Origin of the sequence: Novosphingobium capsulatum NBRC 12533, from assembly GCF_001598375.1 — a bacterium.
Lineage (GTDB): Bacteria > Pseudomonadota > Alphaproteobacteria > Sphingomonadales > Sphingomonadaceae > Novosphingobium > Novosphingobium capsulatum.
In genome coordinates this window covers 32,902-56,693 of sequence record NZ_BCYV01000018.1, presented here as the reverse complement: position 1 = coordinate 56,693, position 23,792 = coordinate 32,902, and the positions used below count along the sequence as shown (strand labels likewise).

Here is a 23,792-nt window from a genome sequence, read left to right as displayed (position 1 = left end):
AGCACACGTTTACCCGAACACCACCCCATCCATCAGCTTGCGCGCGGTGCGCAGCAGGGCGGCAGTCTTGACCGCGCCACTCTCGTCCACTTCCAGCACGCAGCTCATTTCGCCGGTGGGATGCTCCACCGACAGGGTCTTGCGGCTGCCGTCGCCCACCTGCGCGACCTCGGCCGCCGGAGAGCCTTCGAGCAGGCAGGCCGTCGCCACAGACACCGCGCCCAGCACCCCGATCGTGGCATGGGCGCGATGCGGGATGAAGCTGCGCACGGTCACCGCGCCACCGTGCTTGGGCGGGGCCACCAGCATCATCTTGGGCACCGACTTTTCCTTCACGTCGCCCAGGTTCATCAGCGGGCCCACTTCCAGCCGGATCGCCTCGATCCGCGCTTTCAGGTCGGTCGCATTGTCCAGCCATTCGCGGTCTTCATAGCCGGTGATGCCCAGATCTTCGGCCTTCATCACCACGCAGGGCATGCCATTGTCGATCAGCGTCACGGCCACGCCCTGGATCGTATCGGCCACGTTGCCGGTGGGCAGCAGCGCCCCGCACGAGGAACCGGCGGTATCGCGAAATTCCAGCGGCACCGGCGCATGGGTGCCCGGCACGCCATCGATCGCGGCCTGGCCGGCATAGCTGACCGTGCCGCCCGGCGTCTGCACCGTGGCGACGGCCACTTGCCCGGTGTTTTCCATGAAGATCGCCACGCGGGTTTCATCGCCGGTTGCCGCCACCAGCCCGCGCTCGATCGCAAACGGGCCAACGCCTGCCAGGATATTGCCGCAGTTCTGCGCGTCGGTCACGATCGCCTGGTCGACGAAGACCTGCAGGAACAGGTAATCGACATCGATCCCCTCGCGCGTGGACTTGCTCACCACGGCCACCTTGCTGGTCAGCGGATCGGCGCCGCCCATCCCGTCGATCTGGCGCGGATCGGGCGAGCCCATCACCGCCAGCAGAAAGGCATCGCGCGCCGCCACGTCGGTGGGCAGGTCGCTCTTGAGGAAATAGCCGCCCTTCGACGTGCCGCCGCGCATCCACATGCAGGGGGCGGAAAAACCGGTGGTCATGGGTCTTGCTCCTTGGGTGCGGGAAGGGGCCCCTCCACCGCCGCCGGTAGCGGCGGTCCCCCTCCCCATTGCATGGGGAGGAGCCCAGATCCTCCCTGCCGCGTAGCGGTGGGGAGGTGGCAGGCCCGCAGGGCCTGACGGAGGGGCCCCTTCAATCCATCAAACGTACTTCAAGCCTTCCTTCTCCAGCCGCTCGCGCATCTTGTACATGTCGAGGCCGAGCACGCCGTTGGCCAGCTTCTCGCGCTTTTCGCCTTCGTTAGCTTCACGCGCCTGGGCGGCTTTCAGCACCTCTGCGGCCTTGGCGCGCGGCACCACCACCACGCCATCGTCGTCGGCCACGATCACGTCGCCCGGGTTCACCGCGCAATTGGCGCAGACCACCGGCACGTTGACGCTGCCCAGCGTGTTCTTGACCGTCCCTTGCGCGTAGATCGCCTTGGACCACACCGGGAACTGCATCTCGGTCAGATCGCGCACATCGCGCACCCCGGCATCGATGACCAGGCCGCGGCAGCCGCGCGCCTGGGCCGAGGTGGCGAGCAGGTCACCGAAATAGCCGTCTTCGCAGGGCGAGGTCGGGGCCAGCAGCAGGATATCGCCCGCTTGCAGCTGTTCGATCGCGACATGGACCATCCAGTTGTCGCCCGGAGGGGCGCTGATCGTCACGGCCGATCCGGCGATGCGCGCGCCGCGATAGATCGGGCGCATATAGCTGGCAAGCAGGCCAGTGCGGCCCTGCGCCTCGTGCACGGTGGCCACGCCGCAGGCGGCCAGGCCGTCGATCACGGCGGGATCGGCCCGTTCGATATTCTGCACGACGATACCCGACATGGCGCTTGTCTCCCTATGATGGCTGGCCGGTTCGGCACGGATGGCCTGCATTTGGAACCGGGGGCGGGCAGCGCCAAATGCAATGTTTGGCATGTGCCATAAGGAAATGCTAAGTCTGGATGGATGGCCCGTCCCGACCCCGCGCTCAACATTCGTCACTTCGCCGCCTTTGCCGCCACCGTGCGCCATGGCAGCGTGACCCGCGCCGCGCGTGCGGTAAACCTGACGCAGCCCGCGCTGACCCAGGCCATCGCCCGGCTCGAGGCAGACCTGGGCTGCCTGCTGTTCGAACGCGGCGCTGGCGGCATGACCGCGACCGAGCCGGCGCTGCTGCTGGCGCCCCGGGCCGAGGCGGCGATCGAGCAGATCGGCTCCCCCCGCGTCACCGGCACGCAGGTGCGCGCTTTCCTGGCCCTGGCGCGCGCCGGGTCCTATGCCGGGGCGGCGCAGGATACCGGGCTTTCCGCCGCGTCATTGCACCGCGCCGTCGCCGATCTGGGCGTGGCGCTGGGCCAGCGGCTGATCGACCGGCGCGGCCGCACCGTGCTGCTCACGCCGGCCGGTGCCCGTCGCGCGCGCGGCTTTGGCCTGGCCATGGCCGAATTGCGCAGCGGCCTGGCCGAAGTGGCGGCGTGGCAGGGCAAGGCGGCCGGCCGCGTGGTGATCGGCGCCATGCCGCTGTCGCGCGCGCGCTGGCTGCCCGAAACACTGCTGCGCTTTGCCGCCGCCTATCCCGGTGTCGATGTAGCCGTGGTCGAAGGCAGCCATGCCGAACTGGTCGGGCCGCTGCGCGATGGCGAAATCGACTTCATGTTGGGCGCCCTGCGCGAAACCACCGCGCTCGATGATCTGGAGCAGGAGGCCGTGTTCGAGGATCGCCCCGCGCTGGTCATGCGCGCCGGCCATCCGCTCGCCGATCCGGTCCACCCGCTCGATCCGGCCGCCCTGCAGCACTATCCGTGGATATTGCCTGGCGGCGATACCCCGCTGCGCCATTATTGGGAGGCGATGATGCAGGCCGCCACCGGCGCGCCGCCGCCCCATGTCGGCATCGAATGCGGCTCGGTGCTCACCGTGCGGCAATTGCTGGTGGGGTCCGATGCGCTCACCCTGCTCAGCCCGGCGCAATTGGCGGTAGAGCTGGACGTGGGCCTGCTGGCGGCGCGGCCCACCCCGGTGCCGGTGCGGCGCACGATCGGGATGACGCACCGCGCGCTGTGGCGGCCCACCGCGCCACAGGCCGCGTTCGTCGCCCTGCTGCGCGAAGTGGCCAAGAAAGGTTTCGCATAAATTTATGACCACCGCGCTCTTTGCATTTGTATGCGTTGCATAAGGGCCGCAACAGGTGCGCCATGGAGAGAACACTTGCCCTGATCGGGTTCGGCGAAGCCGGATCGACCTTTGCCAAGGCCGCTGGTTGGGAATCCCAGGCCAGCGCGTTTGACATCGATCCCGCCCGTCACGCCGCGATGGAAGAAGCCGGGGTGATGGCCGCCGCCACCGCCGACAGCGCCCTGGGCGGCGCCGGCCTGGTGCTCAGCCTGGTGACGGCCGACAGCGCGCTGCCCGTGGCGCAGGAACATGCCGCCATGCTCGCCCCCGGCGCGCTGTTTTGCGACATGAACTCGGTCGCTCCCGATACCAAGCGCGCCGCCGCCCTGGCGGTGGAAGCGGCCGGGGCGCGCTATGTCGACGTGGCGGTGCTGGCCCCGGTCAATCCCGCGCGGCTCAAGGTGCCGCTGCTGGTCTCCGGCCCGGCCGCGCAGGATGCTGCCGCCGCGCTGCAAGAGGCTGGCTTTACCAATGTGCGCGTGGTGGGCGATGACGTGGGCCGCGCCAGCGCGATCAAGATGATCCGCTCGATCATGGTCAAGGGCGTGGAAGCCTTGACCGCCGAGATGATGCTGGCCGCCACCCGCGCCGGCGTGGTCGAAGAGGTGCTGTCCTCGCTCGACGCCAGCGAGAAGGGTGACAGCTGGTTCACCCGCGCCGCCTACAATGTCGAGCGGATGACCACCCACGGCCTGCGTCGCGCGGCCGAGATGGAGGAATCCGCCAAGACCCTGATCGGCCTTGGCGTCGAGCCGCTGATGACCACCGGCACCGTCGCGCGCCAGCGCAGCCAGGCCGGCCACACCATCCCGTTTGAAAGCACAACGCCTATGGCAGCCAACACCAAGGAACCGGCGGAATGACCATGATCATCGATTGCCACGGCCACTATACCGTGCTGCCCAAGGCGCACGACGCCTGGCGCGAGGCGCAGAAGGCCGCGTTCAAGGCGGGCGAGCCCGCGCCGCCCTATCCCGACATTTCCGATGACGACATCCGCGAAACGATCGAAGCCAACCAGCTGCGCCTGATCAAGGAACGCGGTGCGGACATGACGATCTTCTCGCCCCGCGCCAGCGCCATGGCCCCGCACGTGGGCGATCAGAGCGTGGCCGTGCCCTGGGCCCAGGCCTGCAACAACCTGATCGCGCGGGTCGTGGCGCTCTATCCGGAAACCTTTGCCGGCGTGTGCATGCTGCCCCAGTCGCCCGAGGCAGACATGACCAGCTCGATCGCCGAGCTGGAACGCTGCGTGACGCAGCTGGGCTTCATCGGCTGCAATCTCAATCCCGATCCGGGCGGCGGCCACTTCAAGCATCCGCCGCTGACGGATGAATTTTGGTTCCCCTTCTATGAAAAGATGGTGGAACTCGATGTGCCGGCGATGATCCACGTCTCGGGCAGCTGCAACCCGGCGATGCACGCCACTGGCGCCTATTATATCGCCGCCGATACCATCGCGTTCATGCAGCTGCTGGAAGGCGATCTGTTCAGCCGCTTCCCCACGCTGCGCTTCATCATCCCGCATGGCGGCGGCGCGGTGCCCTATCACTGGGGGCGCTATCGCGGCCTGGCCGACATGCTGAAAAAGCCGGCACTCGACGGGCACCTGATGAACAACGTGTTCTTCGATACCTGCGTCTATCACCAGCCCGGCGTGAACCTGCTGGCCGAGGTGATCGAGACCAAGAACATCCTGTTCGGTTCGGAAATGGTCGGCGCCGTGCGCGGCATCGATCCCCAGACCGGCCACTATTTCGACGATACCAAGCGCTATGTCGACGCGCTGAACATTTCCGACGCGCAGCGCCACGCGATCTTCGAAGGCAATGCCCGCCGCGTGTTCCCGCGCCTAGACGAGAAGCTGAAGGAGAGAGGCCTGTGACGACCACCAAGGGCGCGCCGGACGCCAAGCCGCGCGACATTCATGCCTATCTGGCCGAATTTGACGATATCCCCGGCACCCGCGTCTATACCGCCGCGCGGGCGCGCAAGGGCTATCATATCAACCAGTTCGCGATGAGCCTGATGAACGCCGACAACCGCGCGCGGTTCAAGGCCGACGAGCGCGCCTATCTCGATGAATGGCAGATCAGCGAGGAAGGCAAGCAGGCGCTTTTGGCGCGTGATTACAACACGCTGCTGGATATGGGTGGCAATGTCTATTTCCTCTCCAAGCTGTTCTCGTCCGATGGCCTGCCCTTTGCCGAGGCGGTTTCGACGATGACCGACATGACCTGGCCGGAATACCGCCAGATGATGCTGGAAGGCGGCCGCTCGCCCGAAGGCAATCGCTCGATCAAGGAAAACCTGGCCGCCGCCGCGCGGGCCCAGGAAACCGGGAAGGACAACTGACCATGGCGCGGATTACCGCAGGCGTCGGTTCCAGCCACGTGCCCCTGCTGGGCGTGGCGGTGGACCAGGGCAAGACGGGTGACGATTATTTCGGCCCGATCTTTGCCGGCTATGAATGGACCCGGCAGTGGGAAAAGGAACAGAAGCCGGATGTGATCATCCTGGTCTACAACGACCATGCTTCGGCCTTTGACATGAAGATCGTGCCCACGTTCGCGATCGGCTGTGGCGAGCGCTACAAGCCGGCCGATGAAGGCTGGGGCCCGCGCCAGGTGCCCGAAGTGGAAGGGCATCCCGATCTGGCCTGGCACATCGCGCAGAGCCTGATCCTCGATGAATTCGACATGACGATCATCAACGAGATGGACGTGGACCACGGCCTGACCGTGCCGCTCTCGATGATGTTCGGCCAGCCCCAGGCCTGGCCGGCCAAGGTCATTCCGCTGGCCGTCAACGTCGTGACCTATCCGGTGCCCTCGGGCAACCGCTGCTGGGCGCTGGGCGAGGCGATCAAGCGCGCGGTGGAAAGCTTCCCCGAAGACCTCAACGTGCAGATCTGGGGCACCGGCGGCATGAGCCACCAGCTTCAGGGCAAGCGCGCCGGCCTGCTCAACCGCGAGTGGGACAACAGGTTCATGGACCTGCTGGTGGGCGATACCGACGCCGCGCGCTGGATTCCGCACATCGAATACCTGCGCGAAACCGGCTCGGAAGGGATCGAGATGGTCATGTGGCTGATCATGCGCGGCGCGCTGGGTGAGAAGACCCGCCTGCTGCACAAGCACTACCACATTCCCTGCTCCAACACCGCGATCGGGCACCTCGTGCTCGAACCGGTCGAAGAAGAAACCGTGCCGGCCTAAGGCAAGCTCGCCGTAATCCCTCCTCCCGCGCGCGGGAGGGGCCGGGGGAGGGCATGTTCCAGTGCGCTCCCCCAAGCCACGTTTCCAGGAGGGGCAACAATCCCTCCCCCACCCTCTCCCGCCAGCGGGAGGGGAGATTGCAGAGCCCCTGCCCACGCGGGGCGCTTAACAGGAGTTACCCCCATGCGTATTGCCCTGGTCGGTGCCGGCGCCTTTGGCGAAAAGCACCTCGACGGCCTCAAGAATATCGATGGCGTCGAAATCGTTTCGGTGATCAGCCGCCGCGCCGATCAGGCTGCGGCCGTGGCGGCCAAGTATGGCGCGCGCCATTCCGGCACCGAACTGGAAGAAGCGCTGGCACTGCCCGATGTCGATGCGGTGATCCTGTGCACGCCCACGCAGATGCATGCCGAGCAGGCGATCGCCTGCATGAACGCGGGCAAGCACGTCCAGGTGGAAATCCCCCTGGCCGATAGCTGGGCCGATGCCGAAGCGGTGGTGGCCAAGCAGAAGGAAACCGGGCTGGTCTGCATGGTCGGCCACACCCGCCGTTTCAACCCTTCGCACCAGTACGTGCACAACAAGATCAAGGCCGGCGAATTCAACGTCCAGCAGATGGACGTGCAGACCTATTTCTTCCGCCGCAAGAACATCAACGCCAAGGGCGAAGCGCGCTCGTGGACCGACCACCTGCTGTGGCACCACGCGGCCCACACGGTGGACCTGTTTGCCTATCAGGCTGGCAAGATCGTCAAGGCCAATGCCGTCGAAGGGCCGATCCACCCGGAACTGGGCATCGCCATGGATATGTCGATCCAGCTCAAGAGCGAAAGCGGCGCGATCTGCACGCTCTCGCTCTCGTTCAACAACGACGGCCCGCTCGGCACGTTCTTCCGCTATATCGGTGACACCGCCACCTATATCGCGCGCTACGATGATCTGGTGAACGGCAAGGAAGAGCCGATCGATGTCAGCCATGTCGATGTGTCGATGAACGGCATCGAGTTGCAGGACCGCGAATTTGTCGCCGCCATCCGCGAAGGGCGCGAACCCAACAGCTCGGTGGGCAAGGTGCTCGATTGCTATCGGGTGTTGGGCGAACTGGAAAAGCAGCTCGCTGCCGGTTAAGCTACAAGATCAGGCCCGCCCATCGTGGCGGGCCTTTTTTGTTGGGGCCACGGCGCAATCATGGCGCCGGGCCTTGGGAAAGGATGCAAGGATGGAAGCGGTAATCGCCTATTCCGGGCGCGGCCTGGCGCGTCCGCGCTATTACGCCAATGCCCATGACCGCGACGAAGTCGAGATCGCGCCGCTGGCCATGCCTATCCGCGACGCGCGCGGGCGCGGCACCAGCCTCGACGTTGAAGGCTTTGAACTGGTACGCGATCGCAGCGCGGTGACCGATTTTGCCGATGCCGCGCAGGTCAAGGCCATCCACGTTCCCGAAATCGCCACGCTGATCAAGGACTTGACTGGGGCCACCCGCGTGGAGGTAACCGGCGCTGGGCTCCTGCGCTTTTCCGAACGCTCGGGCCGGGCCGGCAGCCTCGACAATTCGATGCCGGCACGCTTTGCCCATATCGACGTGTCGCCCGCAACGGCCCTGTCGATGACCCAGCGCCTGGCGGCCGGGCGCCCGCATGCCCGCGTGGCGCAATACAACGTGTGGCGCGCGCTCTCCGCCCCGCCGCAGGACGTGCCGCTGGCGCTGTGCGATGCGCGCAGCCTGTCCCCGGCAGACTGCATCGCCGCCGATGCCATCTTCGATCCGCCCGGCGGCGCGCCGGAATGGTCGTTCGAAAGCTATGTGATCGCGGCAAATCCCGCGCATCGCTGGAACTGGTTTTCCAACCTGACGGCCGATGAAGCGATCGTGTTCAAGACCTTCGACAGCGATCTACGCCGCGCCACGCATGTGCCGCACGTGGCCTTCGATCTGCCCGGCTGCCCCGCCGATGCGCCGCCGCGCGTCAGCATCGAAATGCGCGCCACTGCCTTCTGGGAGGTGTGAGGCGAGGCACTTGTGCAACAGTTATGAATTATAATCGTCCTACTGTTATTTCGCATTGCTGAACGTTTCGCATATGTGATACCTAAGATTTCAGACCGGAACCATCCGGCTGCTATCCTTGGGAGGATACCGAAATGGCGTTTTCACGCTGCGATCTGCTGTGCTCGGCAGCCGCTTTGCTGTCGCTCGTCGCCACCCCCGCGCTGGCCCAGTCAGCGCCCGAAACCCCGCAAAAACCCGCCGAAACGGCCAGCAATACCACGCCTGAAATCGTCGTGACGGCGCAGTTCCGCAACCAAAAGTTGCAGGATACGCCGCTGGCCATCACCGCCGTCAACGGCGCCATGCTGGCCGCGCGCGGGCAGACCAACATTTCCGAAGTGGCGGCGCAAACCCCCAACGTGACGCTGGCCCCGCAAAATCAGTATCTTGGCCCCGGCATCATCGCCTTCATCCGCGGCGTCGGGCAGTCTGACCCCAACTTTGCCCTCGAACCGGGCGTGGGCATGTACGTGGACGATGTCTATCTGCCCACCCTGACCGGCTCGCTGCTCGATCTGATGGACCTCGACCGCGTCGAAGTGCTGCGCGGGCCGCAGGGCACGCTGGCTGGGCGCAACTCGCTGGGCGGGTCGATCAAGCTCTATGGCGTCAAGCCCAAGGGCGACAATTCCGGTTCGTTCGAAGCCACCTATGGCAGCTATCATCGCGTTGATCTGCGTGGACATTTCGATCTCAAGCTGACCGACAACCTGGCCATGCGCGTGTCGGGCGTGAGCAAGAACCGCGATGGCTATGTCAAGATCCTCGACTATGCGCTGACCCATCCGGGCACCAATGTGCCGACGATGGCCACCGGCGCCAATCCCCAGGTTGGCACGCTGGGCGGCACCAGCTTTGCCGCCGGCAAGGTGGCGCTGCGCTGGACGCCCGACGCCAATGTCGAGGTCAACGTGTCGGCCGACTATACGCGCGAGCGTGACGAGCCGGGCGCTTCGGTGCTGATCTATGGCAACAACATCGCCCAGTTCGCCGGATCGCCGGTCACCAAGGACCCCAACCGCGCCTGGCTCTATGGCACCAATGGCGCGCCGATCCCGCTCGATTGCCGGTTCGTGCCCAACGGTCGCAACAGCTGCGACACGCTCAGCGGCTATGACAAGCGCTATGTCAGCTATGCCACGTTCTATGATGCGGCGCGGCCGGATCACCAGGTGCCGTACAAGCCCCTGGCGCTCAACCGCCATTCCAACCTTGATAACTATGGCTTTGCCGGCACGATCGACTGGACGCTTGGGCCCAGCCTGGCGCTGAAATCGATCACTGCCTATCGCCACTATGATTCCGACTGGTCGTTTGCCGAAAGCGCGCCGGTCGTGCCCTCAATGCTCAACCAGGCGCAGAGCAATTCGCAGTGGAGCCAGGAACTGCGCCTGACCGGCAAGGCGCTCAACAACACGCTCGATTTCGTGCTGGGCGGGTTCTATTTCCACGCCAAGGGCATGTTCACCGGTCGCATCGACCTGAACTATGCCGGCATCGATTTCCTGCACGGCCCCGATCCCACGCCGGCCACAAACAAGGCGGTCTTTGCCAATGCCAGCTGGAAGCCGTTCGAAGCGTTCACGCTGACCGGGGGCCTGCGCGAATCGTGGGACCACAAGGAATATGGCTATGTCCGCCACAATCCCGATGGCTCCACCATCCAGCCGTGCACCGGCTATCCGTTTGGCGTGAACCAGCCGCCCAACTGCGCGCTCGCCGCGCTCAACGGGCTGTACAAGACCTTCGATGCCTCGCGCCTCGATTGGCGCGTGGCGGCCGACTATCGCGTCTCGCCCCAGTTGATGACCTATGCCCAGGTTTCCACCGGCTATCGTTCGGGCGGCGTCAACCCGCGTCCGTTCTATCCCAGCCAGGTGGAGGATTTCCGGCCCGAGACGATCACGGCCTATGAAGTTGGCTTCAAATCGGACCTGTTCGATCGCCGCCTGCGCTTCAACGTTTCGGCGTTCTTCAACGATTACAAGAACATCATTCTGACGGTGCTGAATTGCCCGAACACCGCCGGGTTCCCCACCACGCCTTGCCTCCAGCCCAAGAACGTGGGTTCGGCCCATGTGAAGGGGATCGAGGTGGAAACCACCATCCGCCCGATCGATCACCTGTCGATCGATGGCTCGATCTCGTGGCTCAAGTTCAAATATACCACGGTCGATACTGCCAACACCGGCGTGACGGCCAGCATGGTGCCGCCCTATACGCCGGAATGGAAATGGAACGCCGGGCTGTCCTATGACATTCCCGACGTGCTCAAGGGCCTGGTCACCGTGCGCCTGGACGGCAGCTACCAGTCGCACATCTATGTCGATCCCACCAATGTCGATACCGCGCCGATCCCTGCCGCCACGCCCAGCCCGCTGGCATTCCAGACGGCAACCAACCGGATCGACGACTATTTCCTGGCCAACGCCCGCGTGACCTGGAAGAGCGATGCCGATACCTGGTCGGTCAGCGCCGAAGTGCGCAACCTGACCAACAAGTATTACTTCACGTCGATGACGGCCAATTTCGGCCCGATTGGCACCAGCGCCGGTGCGCCGGGGCTGCCGCGCACCTGGGCGGTGACGGTGAAACGCAACTTCTGATCAAGCGTTACCGAAATGTGCCGGCCTGACGGCGCATGCTGGGCCTCCTTCCCATCCGGGAAGGAGGCCTTTTGTTTGGCCGAATGCTCTTGAAAACCGGGCGTCGCGTGGTAGAACAATGCTAACAATTGATAACGTGAGGATGCCATGGGCGACTTTCCGCCAACCCCCTATTTCATCGGGCTGAACGCGCCCGTGGGCACTGAACTGGCGCTCGAAGGGCTGCCCGTCGAAGGCACCTTGCCCCCCGAGGTGCGCGGCGCCTTTTTCCGCGCCGTGCCCGATCCGGCCTTTGCGCCCAAGTTTGCCGACGATCACACCCTGTCGGGCGATGGCATGATCAGCCGCGTGCGGTTCAACGCCGATGGCACGGCCGATTATGCCATCCGCTTTGTCGAAACCGCGCGTCACCAGGCGGAAAAGGCGGCGGGCCGTGCGCGCTTTGGCCGCTATCGCAATCCCTTTACCGACGATCCCGATATGGCCGGGGTGGATCGCACCGTGGCCAACACCACCCCGGTGTGGCACGCCGGGCGGCTGTTGATGACCAAGGAAGACGGGCGGCCCTATCGCATCGATCCGCACACGCTCGATACGCTGGGTTCGTTCGATTTCGATGGCCTGCTCAAGTCCGAAACGATGACCGCGCACGTGCGCATTGATCCTGATAGCGGCGACCTCTATTTCTATGGTTACGAGGCCGATGGCCTGGCCTCTACCAAGGTGGCCTATGCCCGCGTGGGGGCCGATGGCGCGCTCAAGTCGGAACAGTGGTTCGATGCGCCCTATTGCGCGATGATGCATGACTTCACCATTTCGCGGAACTGGGCGCTGTTCCCGGTCTATCCGACCACGGCCGAGCTGGAGCGGATGAAGGCCGGCGGCGAGCACTGGCACCACGAGCAGGGCCTGGAATCGTGGCTGGGGGTGATGCCGCGCGATGGCGATGTGAAGGACATCAAGTGGTTCCAGGGGCCCAAGGGGGTCTATTGCTATCACATGATGAACGCTTGGGAGGATGCCGAGGGGCTGCTGCATTTCGACCAGTGCCTGTCGAGCAGCAATGCCTTTGCCTTTATCCGCGAGCCGGCCGGCCTGTTCCTGCAACCCTGGGAGATTACCGGCGGCCTCACCCGCTGGACGGTCGATCCGCGTGGGCCCGCCGGCCCGGTCACGGAAACGGTGATCGGCCCGCCGGGCGATTTCCCGATCATTCCGGCCAAGAGCCAGGGCCGTCCCTATAAGACGGGGTGGATGCTGACGATGAACCCCGATCGGCGCGGGCCGCCGGTGATGGGCGGGCCGGTGCTGGGCATGTTCGACATGCTGGTGCGGCTGGACGGGATGGACACCGCCAGCCCGCAGATCACCCAGGCCCTGCCGATGGAGCCGGGCTGGTGCTATAACGAGCCGGTGCACGTGCCCAGCGCCACACCGGGCCACGATGGCTGGCTGGTGACCATGGTGGACCACCAGATCGGCGAGGACGCGTTCGAGCATTTCGCCTGGGTGGTCGATGCCGGCAACCTGGGGGCAGGGCCGGTGGCGACGGTGCAGATCCCCACCCGCCTGCGCCCGCAGGTGCATGGCTGGTGGGTGCCCCAGGCACAGCTCGATGCCGTGCGCACAGGCGGGGCGGCATGACGCGGATCGTCATCACCGGCGCATCGGGCAACTACGGCCGCGGCGTGGCCGATGCCCTGGTGGCGATGGGCCGCGCCGCAGACCTGATCCTGATCACGCGCAAGCCCGACAAGCTGGCTGCGCGCGCGGCGCAGGGCTGCGTGGTGCGGCAGGGCGATTTCGATCATCCCGCCACGCTGCCCGCGGTCATGGCCGGCGGCGATGTGCTGCTGCTGATTTCGGGCACACGCGTGGGCGCGCGGGTGGTGCAGCACCAGGCGGCGATCGATGCGGCCGTGGCCGCTGGTATCCGCCACATCGTCTATACCAGTTTCATCGGCATCGATGATCCGGCCAACCCGGCCGAAGTGCGGCACGACCATATCGAGACCGAGCGCCTGATCCGCGCCTCGGGTTGCGCCTTCACTTTCCTGCGCGACGCGCATTATGCCGACGCGATGCTGCTGATGGCCGGGCCACAGGTGATGCAGAGCGGCACCTGGTATGCCAATGCCGGCAATGGGCGCGAGGCGATGGTCTGGCGCGACGATTGCATTGCCAGCGCGGTGGCCGTGCTCACCACCCCGGGCCACGAAAACCGCATCTACAACATCACCGGGCCACACCTCGAAACCTTTGCCGAGGTGGCTGCCATGATGGCCGATGTGACCGGCTGTCCGGTGGCCTACCACGACCTGAGTGACGAAGCGCAGTATGCGCTGTTTGACAGCCTGGGCATTCCGCGCCGCCCGGTGGACGATCAGACCGTGGCCGGCGTGCCGTGGAACAGCGACGACATGGTCACGTTCGGCCGCGCCATCCGCGAGGGATTCCTGGAAATCTGCACCGACGACGTGGAGCGCCTGACCGGCCGCCCCGCGCGATCGACGCGCGAGATGGTGGAAGCCAACGTGGCCATGCTGCGCGCGGCGGCGGGGAAGTAGGGGGCGGGGCAGGGGTGAAACCCCTCCACCAGCCTGCGGCTGGTCCCCCTCCCCACGTTGTGGGGAGGACCTTGGCGATCCTCCCCGTCACCGACGGGGAGGGGGACCGCCCGCGCAGCGGGTGGTGGAGGGGCTTGGACCTAGATCACAGCGCCTTGGCGTAGAGCGCGAGCAGCTTGCTCCAGACCTTTTCGGCCTGGACCTTGTCATAGACCGGCGCGTCGATCGTGCACCAGCCGTGCTGGGCGGGGTAGACTGCCACGTCGGCCGGGCGGTCTGCCGCGGCGGCGGCATCTTTGAGGGCCGTCTTGTCACCGGGCGCGCGGGCATCGTCGTTTTGCGCAATCGCGAAGATGAACGAGGCCTGCGTCTGGCCGAGCAGCTTGTGCGGGCTTTGCGCCGTATCGTTGACCAGGTTGGCGCCGTGGCACGACACCGCCGCGCCAATGCGGGCGGGCCGGGCATAGGCGGCAAACACGGTGTAGGGGCCGCCCATGCAATAGCCCTGGGTGCCGATCTTGTGCGCGGTATCGACCTGCGGCTGGCGATCGAGCCAGTCGACATAGCTGCCGGCATCGGCCTGGATCTTTTCCGGTGTCAGCGCCTGGATCATCGGCTGCAGCTTTTGCTGGCCTTCGGGCGTGCGCCAGGCGGCGAAATCGGGCAGCACCGGCGCCGGGCTGTTGCGGTAATAGTGGTTGATCGCCAGCACGGCAAAGCCCGCCGCAGCGAGGCGCGTCGCCATGGTCTGATAGGCTTCACGCAGGCCGGCGATATCGGGCCAGAGCAGCACGGCCGGGTGCTTGCCCTTGGCCGGATAGACGAAAAAGCCATCGGCGGTGCCGTCGGCGGTTTCGATCGTGACCGGGCGCGACTCCGTGGCAAGGCCGGCAGGCGCTGCTGCCACGCAGCCCGGCGCGATCGCCAGAGTCGCCGCGCCGGCGCCAATGGCGGCGAATTGCCGGCGGTTGATCGCCAGCCACTGGGCGTTGTCGTCTTCGGTCAAGCTGTCGCACATGGCGCGTCTCTCCAGAACCTGTTCCCCGTCCGCGCGTGGTCTAGCGCAGACCGGCGGGGAAGCGGTATCGGTATTTGGTTCAGGTCAGATCGGCGAGGCCCACCGCGATGCCGGCCTTGGCCTGGGCCATGGCAGCGCGGCGCAGGCGTTCGATTTCGAGCCGGGCGGGCGGCGCCACTTCATCGGGCAGCGCGGCCATGCTGGCTTCGTAGATCTCGCGAAAATCGTCGGCGAATTCGGGGTGGGTCAGGATCAGACCATCGCCGCGCGCCATGCCGGCAAAGACCTTTTGTCCCACTTCATACGGGTCCATGCCGGCCTCGAACGCGGTGCCGAACTGGCGCAGCTCCGCCTCGCTCACCGGGGCAAAGCCGCTCTGGCCGAATGCATCGGGGCGCTTGAGCGCGCTGTCCCAGGCATTGGTGCGGGTCAGCGCGGGGCAGCACAAAGCGCAGCCGATGCCATGCTGCGCCAGGTTATAGCGCAGCGATTCGGTCAATCCCCGCACGGCAAACTTGCTGGCGGTATAGATCCCCGCCTGCGGGCCGGGCAGGAAGGCGGCCATGCTGGCGATATTGACCACGCTGCGTTTGCCGCTGGCCGCCTTGATCGCGGGCAGGGCGGCGACCAGGCCATTGGCCACGCCGCCAAAGTTGACACCCATGATCCAGTCGTAATCGGCATGGCTGGCTTCGTCGGTGTTGCCGAACACGCTCACGCCGGCATTGTTGACCAGCACATGCAGCGCGCCGAAATGCGCCACCGTCTGCGCCACCACGTCGGCCCAGCGGGCGCGATCGGTGACGTCGAGTGGCAGGAACAGCGGCGCCGGCCGGCCCTCTGCCGCAAATTGCGCCGCAACCGCCGTGCGCTGCGCCTCGTTGCGATAAGTCAGCGCCAGCGCCAAGCCGGCATCGCTGAACGCGCGGGCCACGCCCAGGCCGATGCCGGTGCCTGCCCCGGTGATGAGCGCCACCTGCCCGGCCCAGCCTCCAACTCCGCCAGCCGTGTCGTGTTCAGCTTGCATGGTTTTTCCTCTCGCCATCCGTTTTATAATCGTTAGTGTTGCATACTAACAAAGAGAATGGGAGAGCCTATCGTGAGCGACTTGGAACAGCGCCTTGCCGCCCTGGAAACGCGGGTGACACAGATCGAGGATGTCAATGCCATCCGCCGCCTGCAATGGGCCTATGGCTATTACATCGACTATAACCGGCCCGAGGAAGTGGCTGGGCTGTTTGCCCGCGATGGCGCGGTGGTGTTCCTGTCGGGCGAATACCGCGGCTATGAAGGGATCATGCGCCTTTATGGCACCTGGTTCCAGAACCTGTTCACCGGCGGGCGGCGCGGTCCGGTCAAAGGCCTGCTGCTCGACCATTTCCAGTTGCAGGACGTGATCACCGTGGCGCCCGATGGGCAGACCGCCAAGGGCCGCTTCCGTGGCATCCTCGCCGGTGGGTGGCACGATGCGATCTTGGATGCCAAGCCCGAAGGCATGCCGCAGCAGTTCTGGGAATCGGGCATCTACGAAAACGATTACGTCAATGAAGACGGCATCTGGAAGATCAAGCGGCTGGACTACATGATGCAGTGGCAGGCCGATTATGAAACCGGCTGGGCCAAGACCACGGCCCACCTGCAGCCGGCGGTGATGTGCTATCCCGAAAATCCGATCGGGCCTGATGTGATCCTGCCCGAAACGCAAGTGCGCGAGACCTGGCCGCACCGCCAGGAAGTGCCGATGAGCTTTGCCCACCCGGTGCTCGCCGCAGCCTTTGCCGTGGGGGATTTCACCCCGCTGCAGAAAAAGTGGCCTTGAGCGATGCACTAGCGGGACCCCGGATCAAGTCCGGGGTGACGATAAAAAGAGAACCAATCTATCAACTTACCGTCACCCCGGACTTGATCCGGGGTCCCGCTTCCTTCGGTGCGGCAAGTGCGGTCGTGGTGTCAGCCGTCGCTGCTGCCTTCCCACTGCGTCATCCGCGCCAGCAGGCGGCCGGAGGCGCGGCGGAAGGCGGCGCGGTCGCGCGCGTTGAAATCGGCGAACAGCTGGCGACTCACCTGGGCCATGGCCGGCACGGTACGATCGAACATGGCCTGGCCGGCCGCGCTCAGGCGGAAGGGTTTGCGCCGCCGATTGCGCAGGTCTTCGCCCGGTTCGACCAGGCCCTTTTGGTGCAACGCAACAAGCGCGCGGCTGACGTTCATCGGCGGCACGCCCATGATCTCTGACAGCTCGTGCCCGGCCATTTCGCCTTCCCCGCCCAGCGCCAGGATGATGCGTAGGTCGGTGGGCGCCAGGTCCAGCGGCTCGGCCACACCGGTGCGCATGGGATTGGAAACAAAGGTGGCAAGTTTCAACAGGTCCACCAGCAGGGCGGCATCCTCGTCCACGCCATCCATGGCGTTGCGGGGTGGTTCGGCGGGGGCTGCTGGCGGCGGCGTGCGGCTGGTCATGGCACTTACTATGACAACCTTGGCAAGCGCGGCAAGGGGCCGCATGAATTGCTGCGCCGCACGGTAAACGGCCCGGATTTCTGCCGGTTTTTCCGGCGCGGCACGCGATAGGGCTTGTTGTTGGATTGCATCAGATGTTATTATCCGGGTGCGGCTGAAAACGCCCTCTTGCGCTCTGCTAATTAGTATGCCTAACTAACAAACAGAACGAGGCTCGATAACGGGCCGATCCAGGAGAGGGGCTTATGGCCAGCATGATTCCCAACACGCATTTGGTGCGGCTTTTTGCCGCCGGCAGCGCTACTGCCATGGCATTGGCCCTCGGCGCTGCGGCGCACGCTGCCGAGCCGGCACCCCAGGCCCAGGCACCAGCCCCGCAGGCCGCGTCGCCCCAGGGGGATGCGCAGGCCGCCGCCGCTGGCGATGACCAGGGCATCCGCGAAATCGTGGTGACCGCGCAGTTCCGCAACCAGCGCCTGCAGGATACGCCGCTGTCGATCACCGCGGTCGACGCCGGGCTGCTCGCCGCGCGCAACCAGACCGACATTTCGCAGATCGCCGCGCAAGCGCCCAACGTGCAGCTCACGCAGATGGGCGGCGCCTATGGCTCGTCGATGGCGGCCTACATTCGCGGTATCGGCCAGGCTGACTTCAACCCCGCCTATGAACCGGGCGTGGGCATCTATGTCGACGATGTCTATTATGCCACGCTGACCGGCTCGGTGATGGACCTGCTCGATCTTGAGCGGGTGGAAGTGCTGCGCGGGCCACAGGGTACGCTGACCGGGCGCAACTCCATCGGTGGCGCGATCAAGATGTTTTCGGTCAAGCCGCAGCCGGGCGATTCCGGCCAGATCGAAGCGGTCTATGGCGCGCGCAACCGCGTCGATCTTCGTGGCAGCCTCAACTTCCAGCTGGCCGATGGGCTCTATGCCCGCGTGTCGGGCGTGTACAAGCGCCAGGACGGCTATGTCGACGTGGTCGATTATGGCTGCGCGCACCCGGGCAACAGCCTGGGCCTGACGGCGGGGGCCAACGTGCCAACCAACTGCGTTACCGGCAAGCTGGGCGAGAAGAACTATTCCGGCCTGCGCGGATCACTGCGCTACAACCCCAACGACCGCATCGATTGGGTCGTCACCGGCGACTATACCTACGAAAACCGCTCCAACGCGGCCGGCGTGGTGACGGTGGACGATACCACCAAGACCGACGGCATCAATTTCATGTGCGGCCCGCGCTGCACCTATGCCAGCTGGTACATGGGGGCCGGCGGCCAGGCGGCGCAAAGCTATTCGATGCCGCGCAACACGGTGTTTTCCGGCTGGGGCGTTTCCAGCAACCTCACCGTGGGCCTGACCGACGATCTCAAGCTGGTGTCGATCACCGCCTATCGCAAATACAAGCAGACGTTCGGCACCGACGACGATTTCACCCCCGATCCGAACATTGCCGGCGCCGGCTACAACGACTTGCGCTTCCACTTCTTCAGCCAGGAACTGCGCCTCAACGGCAAGATCGGCGATCTGGCGGACTGGACGGTCGGCGGGTTCTACAACGACCAGACCTCGGTCTATTTCACGCGGCAGGACATCCGCTACATCGGCCATGGCGCGCCGTTCCTGTTCCTGCAATTCCAGGGCAACGACCCGGTCAACGCCAACAGCAAGGCCGCGTTCGGCACGCTGATCCTGCACCCGGCGCCGGGCCTCAACGTCACTGGTGGCCTGCGCTACACCAAGGAGCACAAGGACTATACCTTCGTGCGCCAGAACTGGGCTGGCGGCCCGCTGGTCGATCCGTTCGGCGTGGGCGCGCTCAATGGCTCGGTCGCCAACTACAATGGCAGCAAGCTGGACTGGCGCCTGTCGGTTGACTATCGCTTCAATCCGCAGCTGCTGGCCTATGCCACGGTCAGCACCGGCTTCAAGGGCGGCGGCGTGACGGCGCGGCCGTTCACCAAGAACCAGGCGGTCAACGGCACGTTCACGCCCGAAACGCTCACTGCCTATGAAATCGGCATCAAGTCTGACCTGTTCGATCGCAAGGTACGCTTCAACCTTTCGGGCTTCGTGAACGATTACAAGAACATCCAGCTCAACCTGGCCGATTGCTCGGTGCTCGACGGGTTCCCGATCGGCACCGATCCGTTCCCATGCGCCGCAGTGGGCAATGCCGGCGACGGCAAGATGTGGGGCGCTGAAGCGGAATTGACCGCACGCCCGGTCGAAGGGCTGGACATCGACGCCACGCTGAGCTGGATCGACGGCGAATGGAAGCGCCTGGGGCCGACGGTGGGCCAGTCCATCCAGCTGCAGGACCCGATCGTTACCCCGCACTGGCGCGGCAGCCTGGGCATCCAGTACCGCATCCCGGTGGAAGGCCATGGCTCGCTCACCCCGCGGTTTGACCTTGCCTATACCGGCAAGCAGAACATCGGCCGCCTCACGCCCACCAGCGCACTCGACTACAACCCGGCCTTTGCCCTGGGCAACGCGCGCCTGACGTGGCGGAACGAGAAGGAAGACCTCACCGTCGCGTTCGAAGTGCAGAACGTGTTCAACAAGTACTACTACCTGCCGATCCGCTTCTCGGCGCTCTATGCCTCGGCTGGCACGGTTTACAGCAATGTGGGCCGTCCGCGCGAATGGGCGCTGAGCGTCGCCAAGAAGTTCTGATCGCTTTTTCGGTCATGAGGGGAAAGGGGCAGCCTTTGCGGGCTGCCCCTTTTCGTTTGGCAGATCAGGCGCACGGATTGTGCTTGCCCTAACCGTATCATTTGTTAGCGTTGATGAAAGGCCGAATCCGGCCAGGCCAGGGGAGAGACCGATGCTCGATCGCGCCGGCTATGAACGCTATCTCGCCGCGTTCAACGCCAGGGACTATGACGGGGTGGCCGATTTCTATGTCGATCCGCCGCGCATGGAATTCTTCGGCATTGTCATCACCACCCGGGAAGAGCTCAAGGCATTCTATGCCTGGCTGCATTCCTGCGTAAAGGAAACCGTTTCGATCCATAACTTTGCCGCCAGCGAGACGGCAACTGCGGTGGATGCGATCGTGCGGATCGAAGCGCTGCGCGACCTGACGCGCGACGAACTGGATGCCAAGGGCGCAACCGGCTTCTTCCCCATCCGCGCGGGCGAGGTGCAGGAAATCCGCCAGTTCATCTTCTATACCACGCGCCAGGGCCGGATCGAAAAAGTGGAATGCGCTTTGCCGCCCCCGCTTGCCGCCTGAACCATTTGGCCTGCCGCGTTCGATCAAAGGAATTGTCCATGCTGCTTCCCCACGGCGTTCATATCGCCCATCCCGAACGCCTCTATATCGGCGGGCAATGGGTGCCCGCGCACAGCGGTCGCCTGATCGAGATTATTTCGCCTGATAGCGAGCAGGTGGTGGCCCGCGTGGCCGAGGCGGACGCAGCTGACATGGATGCGGCCGTCGCGGCGGCGCGCGCGGCGTTCGATCATGGCCCCTGGCCCACTACGCCCCCGGCGCAGCGCATTGCGGCATTTCGCGCGATGATCGATCATCTGCGCCCACGCGCCGATGAACTCGCCCGCGCCTGGACCGCGCAGATCGGTGGGCTGGCCAGCTTTGCCGGGCCGATGCACCAGGGCGCGCTGTTCGCGCTCGACGGCATCGCTGGCTTTGCGCAAGACTTTCGCTTTATCGAGCAGCGCCCCAGCCATGCCGCCGCTGCGGCGCTGATCGTGCAGGAACCGGTGGGCGTGGTGGCGGCCATCGCGCCGTGGAACGGCCCGTTCGGCATCATGGCCAACAAGGTGGCCTATGCCCTGCTGACGGGGTGCTGCGTGGTGATGAAGCCATCGCCTGAAACCCCGCTGGAAGCCTATCTCATTGCCGAGGCGGCAGAGGCGGCGGGCCTGCCGCCCGGCGTGGTCAACCTCGTGCCCAGCCACCGCGAGGCGGCCGATCACCTGGTCAACAATCCCGGCGTGGACAAGGTGAGCTTCACCGGATCGACCGTGGCGGGCAAGCGCATCGGCCAGGTCTGCGCCGGGCGCGTGGCGCGCTGCACGCTGGAACTGGGGGGCAAGTCTGCCGCGATCGTGCGCGACGATTTCGCGATCGATCATGCGGCCAAGCTGCTGACCGGCACGATCACGATGATGAGCGGGCAGGTCTGCGCGATGCTGAGCCGGGTGATCGTGCCGCGCGCGCGCCATGATGAACTGGCCGATGCCATCGCCCGGGAAATGCGCGGCGTGGTGATCGGCCACAGCGATGACCCCGCCGCCCAGTTGGGCCCGGTGGCAATGCAGCGCCAGTTGGAGCGGATCGAGGGCTATATTGCGCAAGGCAAGGCCAGCGCTGACCTGGTGACCGGCGGCAGCCGCCCCAGCCATCTCAACCGTGGCTATTTCATCGAGCCGACGCTGTTTGCCAATGTGAACAATGCCGATGCCATTGCCCAGGAAGAGATCTTTGGTCCGGTGCTGGCGCTGATCCCGGTGGAGGACGAGGAAGAGGCTGTGGCGGTGGCCAATGCCAGTGCCTATGGCCTCAACGGTTCGGTGCTGACGCACGATGCCCAGGCTGCCTGGACGATCGGCCGACGCATCCGCACCGGCGGCTTTGGCCAGAACGGCCTGCGCATGGATTTTGGCCTGCCGTTCGGCGGCTTCAAGCAATCGGGCGTGGGCCGCGAGGGCGGGCCCGAAGGGCTGATGCCCTACGTCGAAACCAAGACCATGCTGCTTGATGCCCTGCCCGAGGGGCTTTGAGCGCGGAAAACAGCAAGGCCCGGCCGCACTGGATCGCGGCCGGGCCCCTCGTCTGTTCCCGCAATCAGGCGCGCCTGATCAGTACGGGATCGGCTCGTTGGTAAAGGCATTGGCAAAGTCGCCCGGCAGCATCACGGCCGAACGCCCGCTGACCAGCATGCTACCAAACACGGCAGCGACGGTGTTGCCCTTGCCCTCCTGGCGGTGGGTGCCCTTCATGGCATAGGTCTTGCCGCCCACGGTGATCTTTTCGAAGGTCACCTCGAACTTGCCCGACTTGCCGCCGATCGCCTTGCCGGTCTTGAAGGTGATCGCACCTTCAACATGGCTACCGCGCGGGATCACCACCTGGCCGCCGTCCGTCACGTCGTTGACCACGGCAAAGCCGACCTTGTCGCCCAGGTTGATCTTCTTGGACGAGATTTCCGCCTCGGGCGTCAGTTGGACCATGGTGTTGGCCGGCAGGGCCTTGGCCGCCGTCTGTGCCACGGCCACCGGCATGCCCAAGCCGAGCGGTGCAGCGACGCACAATGCGAGCGCCGCCGCTTTGAAAAATCCTGAAGTCACCCCAATTCCTCCCCATGACGAAACGTCCGTGTGCATCGACGTATCGGTAACCCATGGTTGTAACAAGACGATATTATCCGACACACATTCCAAAATGGTGGCAACTCCATCTCACCCCAACTCCAGACACCCCCCATCGACATAGAGATCGATGCCGTTGATGAAGCTGGCCTCGCGGCTGGCCAGGAACAGCGCGGCGCTGGCTACTTCTTCGGCCGTGCCCATGCGGCCGATCGGCACCACGGCTGACAGCATCTCCCGCATGCCGGCGATCTGTTCGGGGCTGGCATCGCGCTTGAAGATTTCGGTCTCGGTGGGGCCGGGGCTGATCAGGTTGACGCGGATGCGGCGCGGGAGGAGTTCCTTGGCCACGATCCGCGCCATGGCGCGCAGGCCTGCCTTGGCGGCGGCATAGGCAACGTTGCCCGGCACGGCGGCCAGCGATCCGATCGAGCCTGTGATGACGATGGCGCCGCCATCGCGCATCAGCGGCAGCGCATTCTGGATCGCAAAGAACGCGCCGCGCAGGTTGACGGTGTGGATATCGTCCCAGAACGTCTCGGTCACCTCGGGCACCATGGCAAAGCCGCCGACGCCGGCGTTGACGAACAGCACGTCGATGCCGCCCAGCACTTGCTCGATCTCGGCCAGGGCAGCGCGGGTCTGCGCGACATCGCCCATGTCGGCGCGCACTGCCAGCGCGCCGAGTTCCTCGGCCGCCTCGTGCAGGGTTTGCGGGTTGCGGCCGGTCAGCGCCAGGCGGGCCCCCTCTGCCGCGAACTGGCGCGCGGCGGCAAGGCCGATGCCGGAATTGCCGCCGAGGATAGCGACGCAGGTGTTGTCAAAGCGCATCGCGGGGCCTTTCAAAACATCGGCAGAGGATTGACCGGTGCGGTCGGCACGTCCTGGATCACGTCCCAGTGCTCCACGATCATGTCATCTTCGCACCGGAAGATATCGACCACGGCCAAGCCGGGATCGCCCGGCCAGCGCTGCACATGGGTGTGCACCACGACGTGGTCGCCATCGACGAAGCTGCGATGGATGGTTTGCCGGGCATCGGGCGATTCGTGGCGGACGCGGTCGAGAAAGGCCTTGAGCGCGGGCACGCCCGGCTCTGCCAGCGAGCTGTGCTGGACATAGCTGGGCGCGATGTAGCGATCGACCGCACCGCTATCCATCGCGATCAGCACATCGTGGTACATCGCCAGCACGCGATCGAGCAGGGCCTGTTCGGCGGGCGTTCTGGACATTGGCATTTCTCCCGGGCTGCATCTGCGGCAAGAGGGTATCTCCCCCCTTTCATTCTAACAAT

General features: G+C 65.3%; 22 protein-coding genes. 14 read left to right on the top strand and 8 right to left on the bottom strand.

Going from position 1 to position 23,792, the window contains the following annotated elements; all coding sequences use genetic code 11:
* Window positions 1–9: 9 nt before the first annotated feature.
* Together SCA01S_RS16355 and ligK are read right to left on the bottom strand one after the other, a co-directional pair.
* Window positions 10–1,071, bottom strand: coding sequence for a 4-oxalomesaconate tautomerase (locus tag SCA01S_RS16355; protein WP_062787584.1), 1,062 nt, complete (start codon window positions 1,069–1,071; stop codon window positions 10–12).
* A gap of 159 nt (window positions 1,072–1,230) precedes the next feature.
* On the bottom strand, window positions 1,231–1,905 hold the full coding sequence (gene ligK, locus SCA01S_RS16350; RefSeq protein ID WP_028657528.1) for a 4-carboxy-4-hydroxy-2-oxoadipate aldolase/oxaloacetate decarboxylase: 675 nt from the start codon (window positions 1,903–1,905) through the stop codon (window positions 1,231–1,233).
* A 123-nt stretch (window positions 1,906–2,028) separates the two neighbouring features.
* Between ligK and ligR the strand changes: the two genes are divergently transcribed.
* From ligR to SCA01S_RS16300, 10 genes are all read left to right on the top strand, one after another.
* A complete protein-coding gene (gene ligR / locus SCA01S_RS16345) occupies window positions 2,029–3,195 on the top strand; it encodes an aromatic metabolism transcription factor LigR (protein ID WP_062787582.1) in 1,167 nt (388 codons plus the stop codon).
* A 62-nt stretch (window positions 3,196–3,257) separates the two neighbouring features.
* Entirely contained in the window at window positions 3,258–4,100 is an 843-nt protein-coding gene (locus tag SCA01S_RS16340) for an NAD(P)-dependent oxidoreductase (protein ID WP_062787581.1), read from the top strand.
* Entirely contained in the window at window positions 4,097–5,122 is a 1,026-nt protein-coding gene (locus SCA01S_RS16335) for an amidohydrolase family protein (protein ID WP_022677415.1), read from the top strand. Before SCA01S_RS16340 ends, SCA01S_RS16335 begins: the two co-directional genes overlap by 4 nt.
* The gene (gene ligA, locus SCA01S_RS16330; protein WP_062787579.1) at window positions 5,119–5,592 is read left to right on the top strand and encodes a protocatechuate 4,5-dioxygenase subunit alpha; all 474 of its coding nucleotides are present in this window, start codon (window positions 5,119–5,121) and stop codon (window positions 5,590–5,592) included. Before SCA01S_RS16335 ends, ligA begins: the two co-directional genes overlap by 4 nt.
* A gap of 2 nt (window positions 5,593–5,594) precedes the next feature.
* The gene (locus SCA01S_RS16325) at window positions 5,595–6,455 is read left to right on the top strand and encodes a class III extradiol dioxygenase subunit beta (RefSeq protein WP_062787578.1); all 861 of its coding nucleotides are present in this window, start codon (window positions 5,595–5,597) and stop codon (window positions 6,453–6,455) included.
* Window positions 6,456–6,638: 183 nt separating this feature from the next.
* Window positions 6,639–7,583 carry a Gfo/Idh/MocA family oxidoreductase gene (locus tag SCA01S_RS16320; protein ID WP_022677412.1) on the top strand — a complete coding sequence of 315 codons (945 nt, stop codon included), beginning with the start codon at window positions 6,639–6,641 and terminating at the stop codon, window positions 7,581–7,583.
* Between the two features lie 91 nt (window positions 7,584–7,674).
* Complete coding sequence (locus SCA01S_RS16315; protein WP_062787576.1) at window positions 7,675–8,466, top strand: CmcJ/NvfI family oxidoreductase; 792 nt, start codon at window positions 7,675–7,677, stop codon at window positions 8,464–8,466.
* Between the two features lie 134 nt (window positions 8,467–8,600).
* The gene (locus tag SCA01S_RS16310) at window positions 8,601–11,114 is read left to right on the top strand and encodes a TonB-dependent receptor (RefSeq protein ID WP_062787575.1); all 2,514 of its coding nucleotides are present in this window, start codon (window positions 8,601–8,603) and stop codon (window positions 11,112–11,114) included.
* Between the two features lie 147 nt (window positions 11,115–11,261).
* Window positions 11,262–12,758: a lignostilbene-alpha,beta-dioxygenase NOV2 gene (nov2, locus tag SCA01S_RS16305; RefSeq protein WP_062787573.1), complete on the top strand. Its 1,497-nt coding sequence runs from the start codon at window positions 11,262–11,264 to the stop codon at window positions 12,756–12,758.
* Complete coding sequence (locus tag SCA01S_RS16300) at window positions 12,755–13,681, top strand: NAD(P)H-binding protein (RefSeq protein ID WP_062787572.1); 927 nt, start codon at window positions 12,755–12,757, stop codon at window positions 13,679–13,681. Before nov2 ends, SCA01S_RS16300 begins: the two co-directional genes overlap by 4 nt.
* Before the next feature lie 145 nt (window positions 13,682–13,826).
* Here SCA01S_RS16300 and SCA01S_RS16295 read toward each other — a convergent pair whose 3' ends face one another.
* Window positions 13,827–14,699 carry a dienelactone hydrolase family protein gene (locus SCA01S_RS16295; protein WP_022677407.1) on the bottom strand — a complete coding sequence of 291 codons (873 nt, stop codon included), beginning with the start codon at window positions 14,697–14,699 and terminating at the stop codon, window positions 13,827–13,829.
* 79 nt (window positions 14,700–14,778) lie between these two features.
* Window positions 14,779–15,726: an SDR family oxidoreductase gene (locus tag SCA01S_RS16290; protein WP_062787570.1), complete on the bottom strand. Its 948-nt coding sequence runs from the start codon at window positions 15,724–15,726 to the stop codon at window positions 14,779–14,781.
* Between the two features lie 72 nt (window positions 15,727–15,798).
* On the opposite strand from SCA01S_RS16290, the gene SCA01S_RS16285 reads away from it, so the two are divergent.
* Entirely contained in the window at window positions 15,799–16,518 is a 720-nt protein-coding gene (locus tag SCA01S_RS16285) for a nuclear transport factor 2 family protein (protein WP_062787569.1), read from the top strand.
* Between the two features lie 131 nt (window positions 16,519–16,649).
* Here SCA01S_RS16285 and SCA01S_RS16280 read toward each other — a convergent pair whose 3' ends face one another.
* Window positions 16,650–17,159 carry a MarR family winged helix-turn-helix transcriptional regulator gene (locus SCA01S_RS16280; protein ID WP_062787567.1) on the bottom strand — a complete coding sequence of 170 codons (510 nt, stop codon included), beginning with the start codon at window positions 17,157–17,159 and terminating at the stop codon, window positions 16,650–16,652.
* A gap of 245 nt (window positions 17,160–17,404) precedes the next feature.
* On the opposite strand from SCA01S_RS16280, the gene SCA01S_RS16275 reads away from it, so the two are divergent.
* The 3 genes from SCA01S_RS16275 to SCA01S_RS16265 all read left to right on the top strand — a co-directional run bounded on the left by SCA01S_RS16275 (window position 17,405) and on the right by SCA01S_RS16265 (window position 21,910).
* Window positions 17,405–19,837 (top strand): TonB-dependent receptor, encoded by a 2,433-nt coding sequence (locus SCA01S_RS16275; RefSeq protein ID WP_157089016.1) that lies wholly within the window; start codon window positions 17,405–17,407, stop codon window positions 19,835–19,837.
* Window positions 19,838–19,988: 151 nt separating this feature from the next.
* The gene (locus tag SCA01S_RS16270; RefSeq protein WP_062787565.1) at window positions 19,989–20,399 is read left to right on the top strand and encodes a nuclear transport factor 2 family protein; all 411 of its coding nucleotides are present in this window, start codon (window positions 19,989–19,991) and stop codon (window positions 20,397–20,399) included.
* A 38-nt stretch (window positions 20,400–20,437) separates the two neighbouring features.
* Complete coding sequence (locus tag SCA01S_RS16265) at window positions 20,438–21,910, top strand: aldehyde dehydrogenase (protein WP_062787563.1); 1,473 nt, start codon at window positions 20,438–20,440, stop codon at window positions 21,908–21,910.
* A gap of 78 nt (window positions 21,911–21,988) precedes the next feature.
* Here the strand turns inward: SCA01S_RS16265 and SCA01S_RS16260 are convergent, their stop codons facing one another.
* From SCA01S_RS16260 to SCA01S_RS16250, 3 genes are all read right to left on the bottom strand, one after another.
* A complete protein-coding gene (locus SCA01S_RS16260) occupies window positions 21,989–22,477 on the bottom strand; it encodes a hypothetical protein (protein WP_148291783.1) in 489 nt (162 codons plus the stop codon).
* A 111-nt stretch (window positions 22,478–22,588) separates the two neighbouring features.
* Window positions 22,589–23,329 (bottom strand): SDR family oxidoreductase, encoded by a 741-nt coding sequence (locus tag SCA01S_RS16255; RefSeq protein ID WP_062787561.1) that lies wholly within the window; start codon window positions 23,327–23,329, stop codon window positions 22,589–22,591.
* An 11-nt stretch (window positions 23,330–23,340) separates the two neighbouring features.
* Window positions 23,341–23,730, bottom strand: a complete 390-nt coding sequence (locus SCA01S_RS16250) for a nuclear transport factor 2 family protein (protein ID WP_022677398.1) — start codon at window positions 23,728–23,730, stop codon at window positions 23,341–23,343.
* Window positions 23,731–23,792 lie beyond the last annotated feature (62 nt).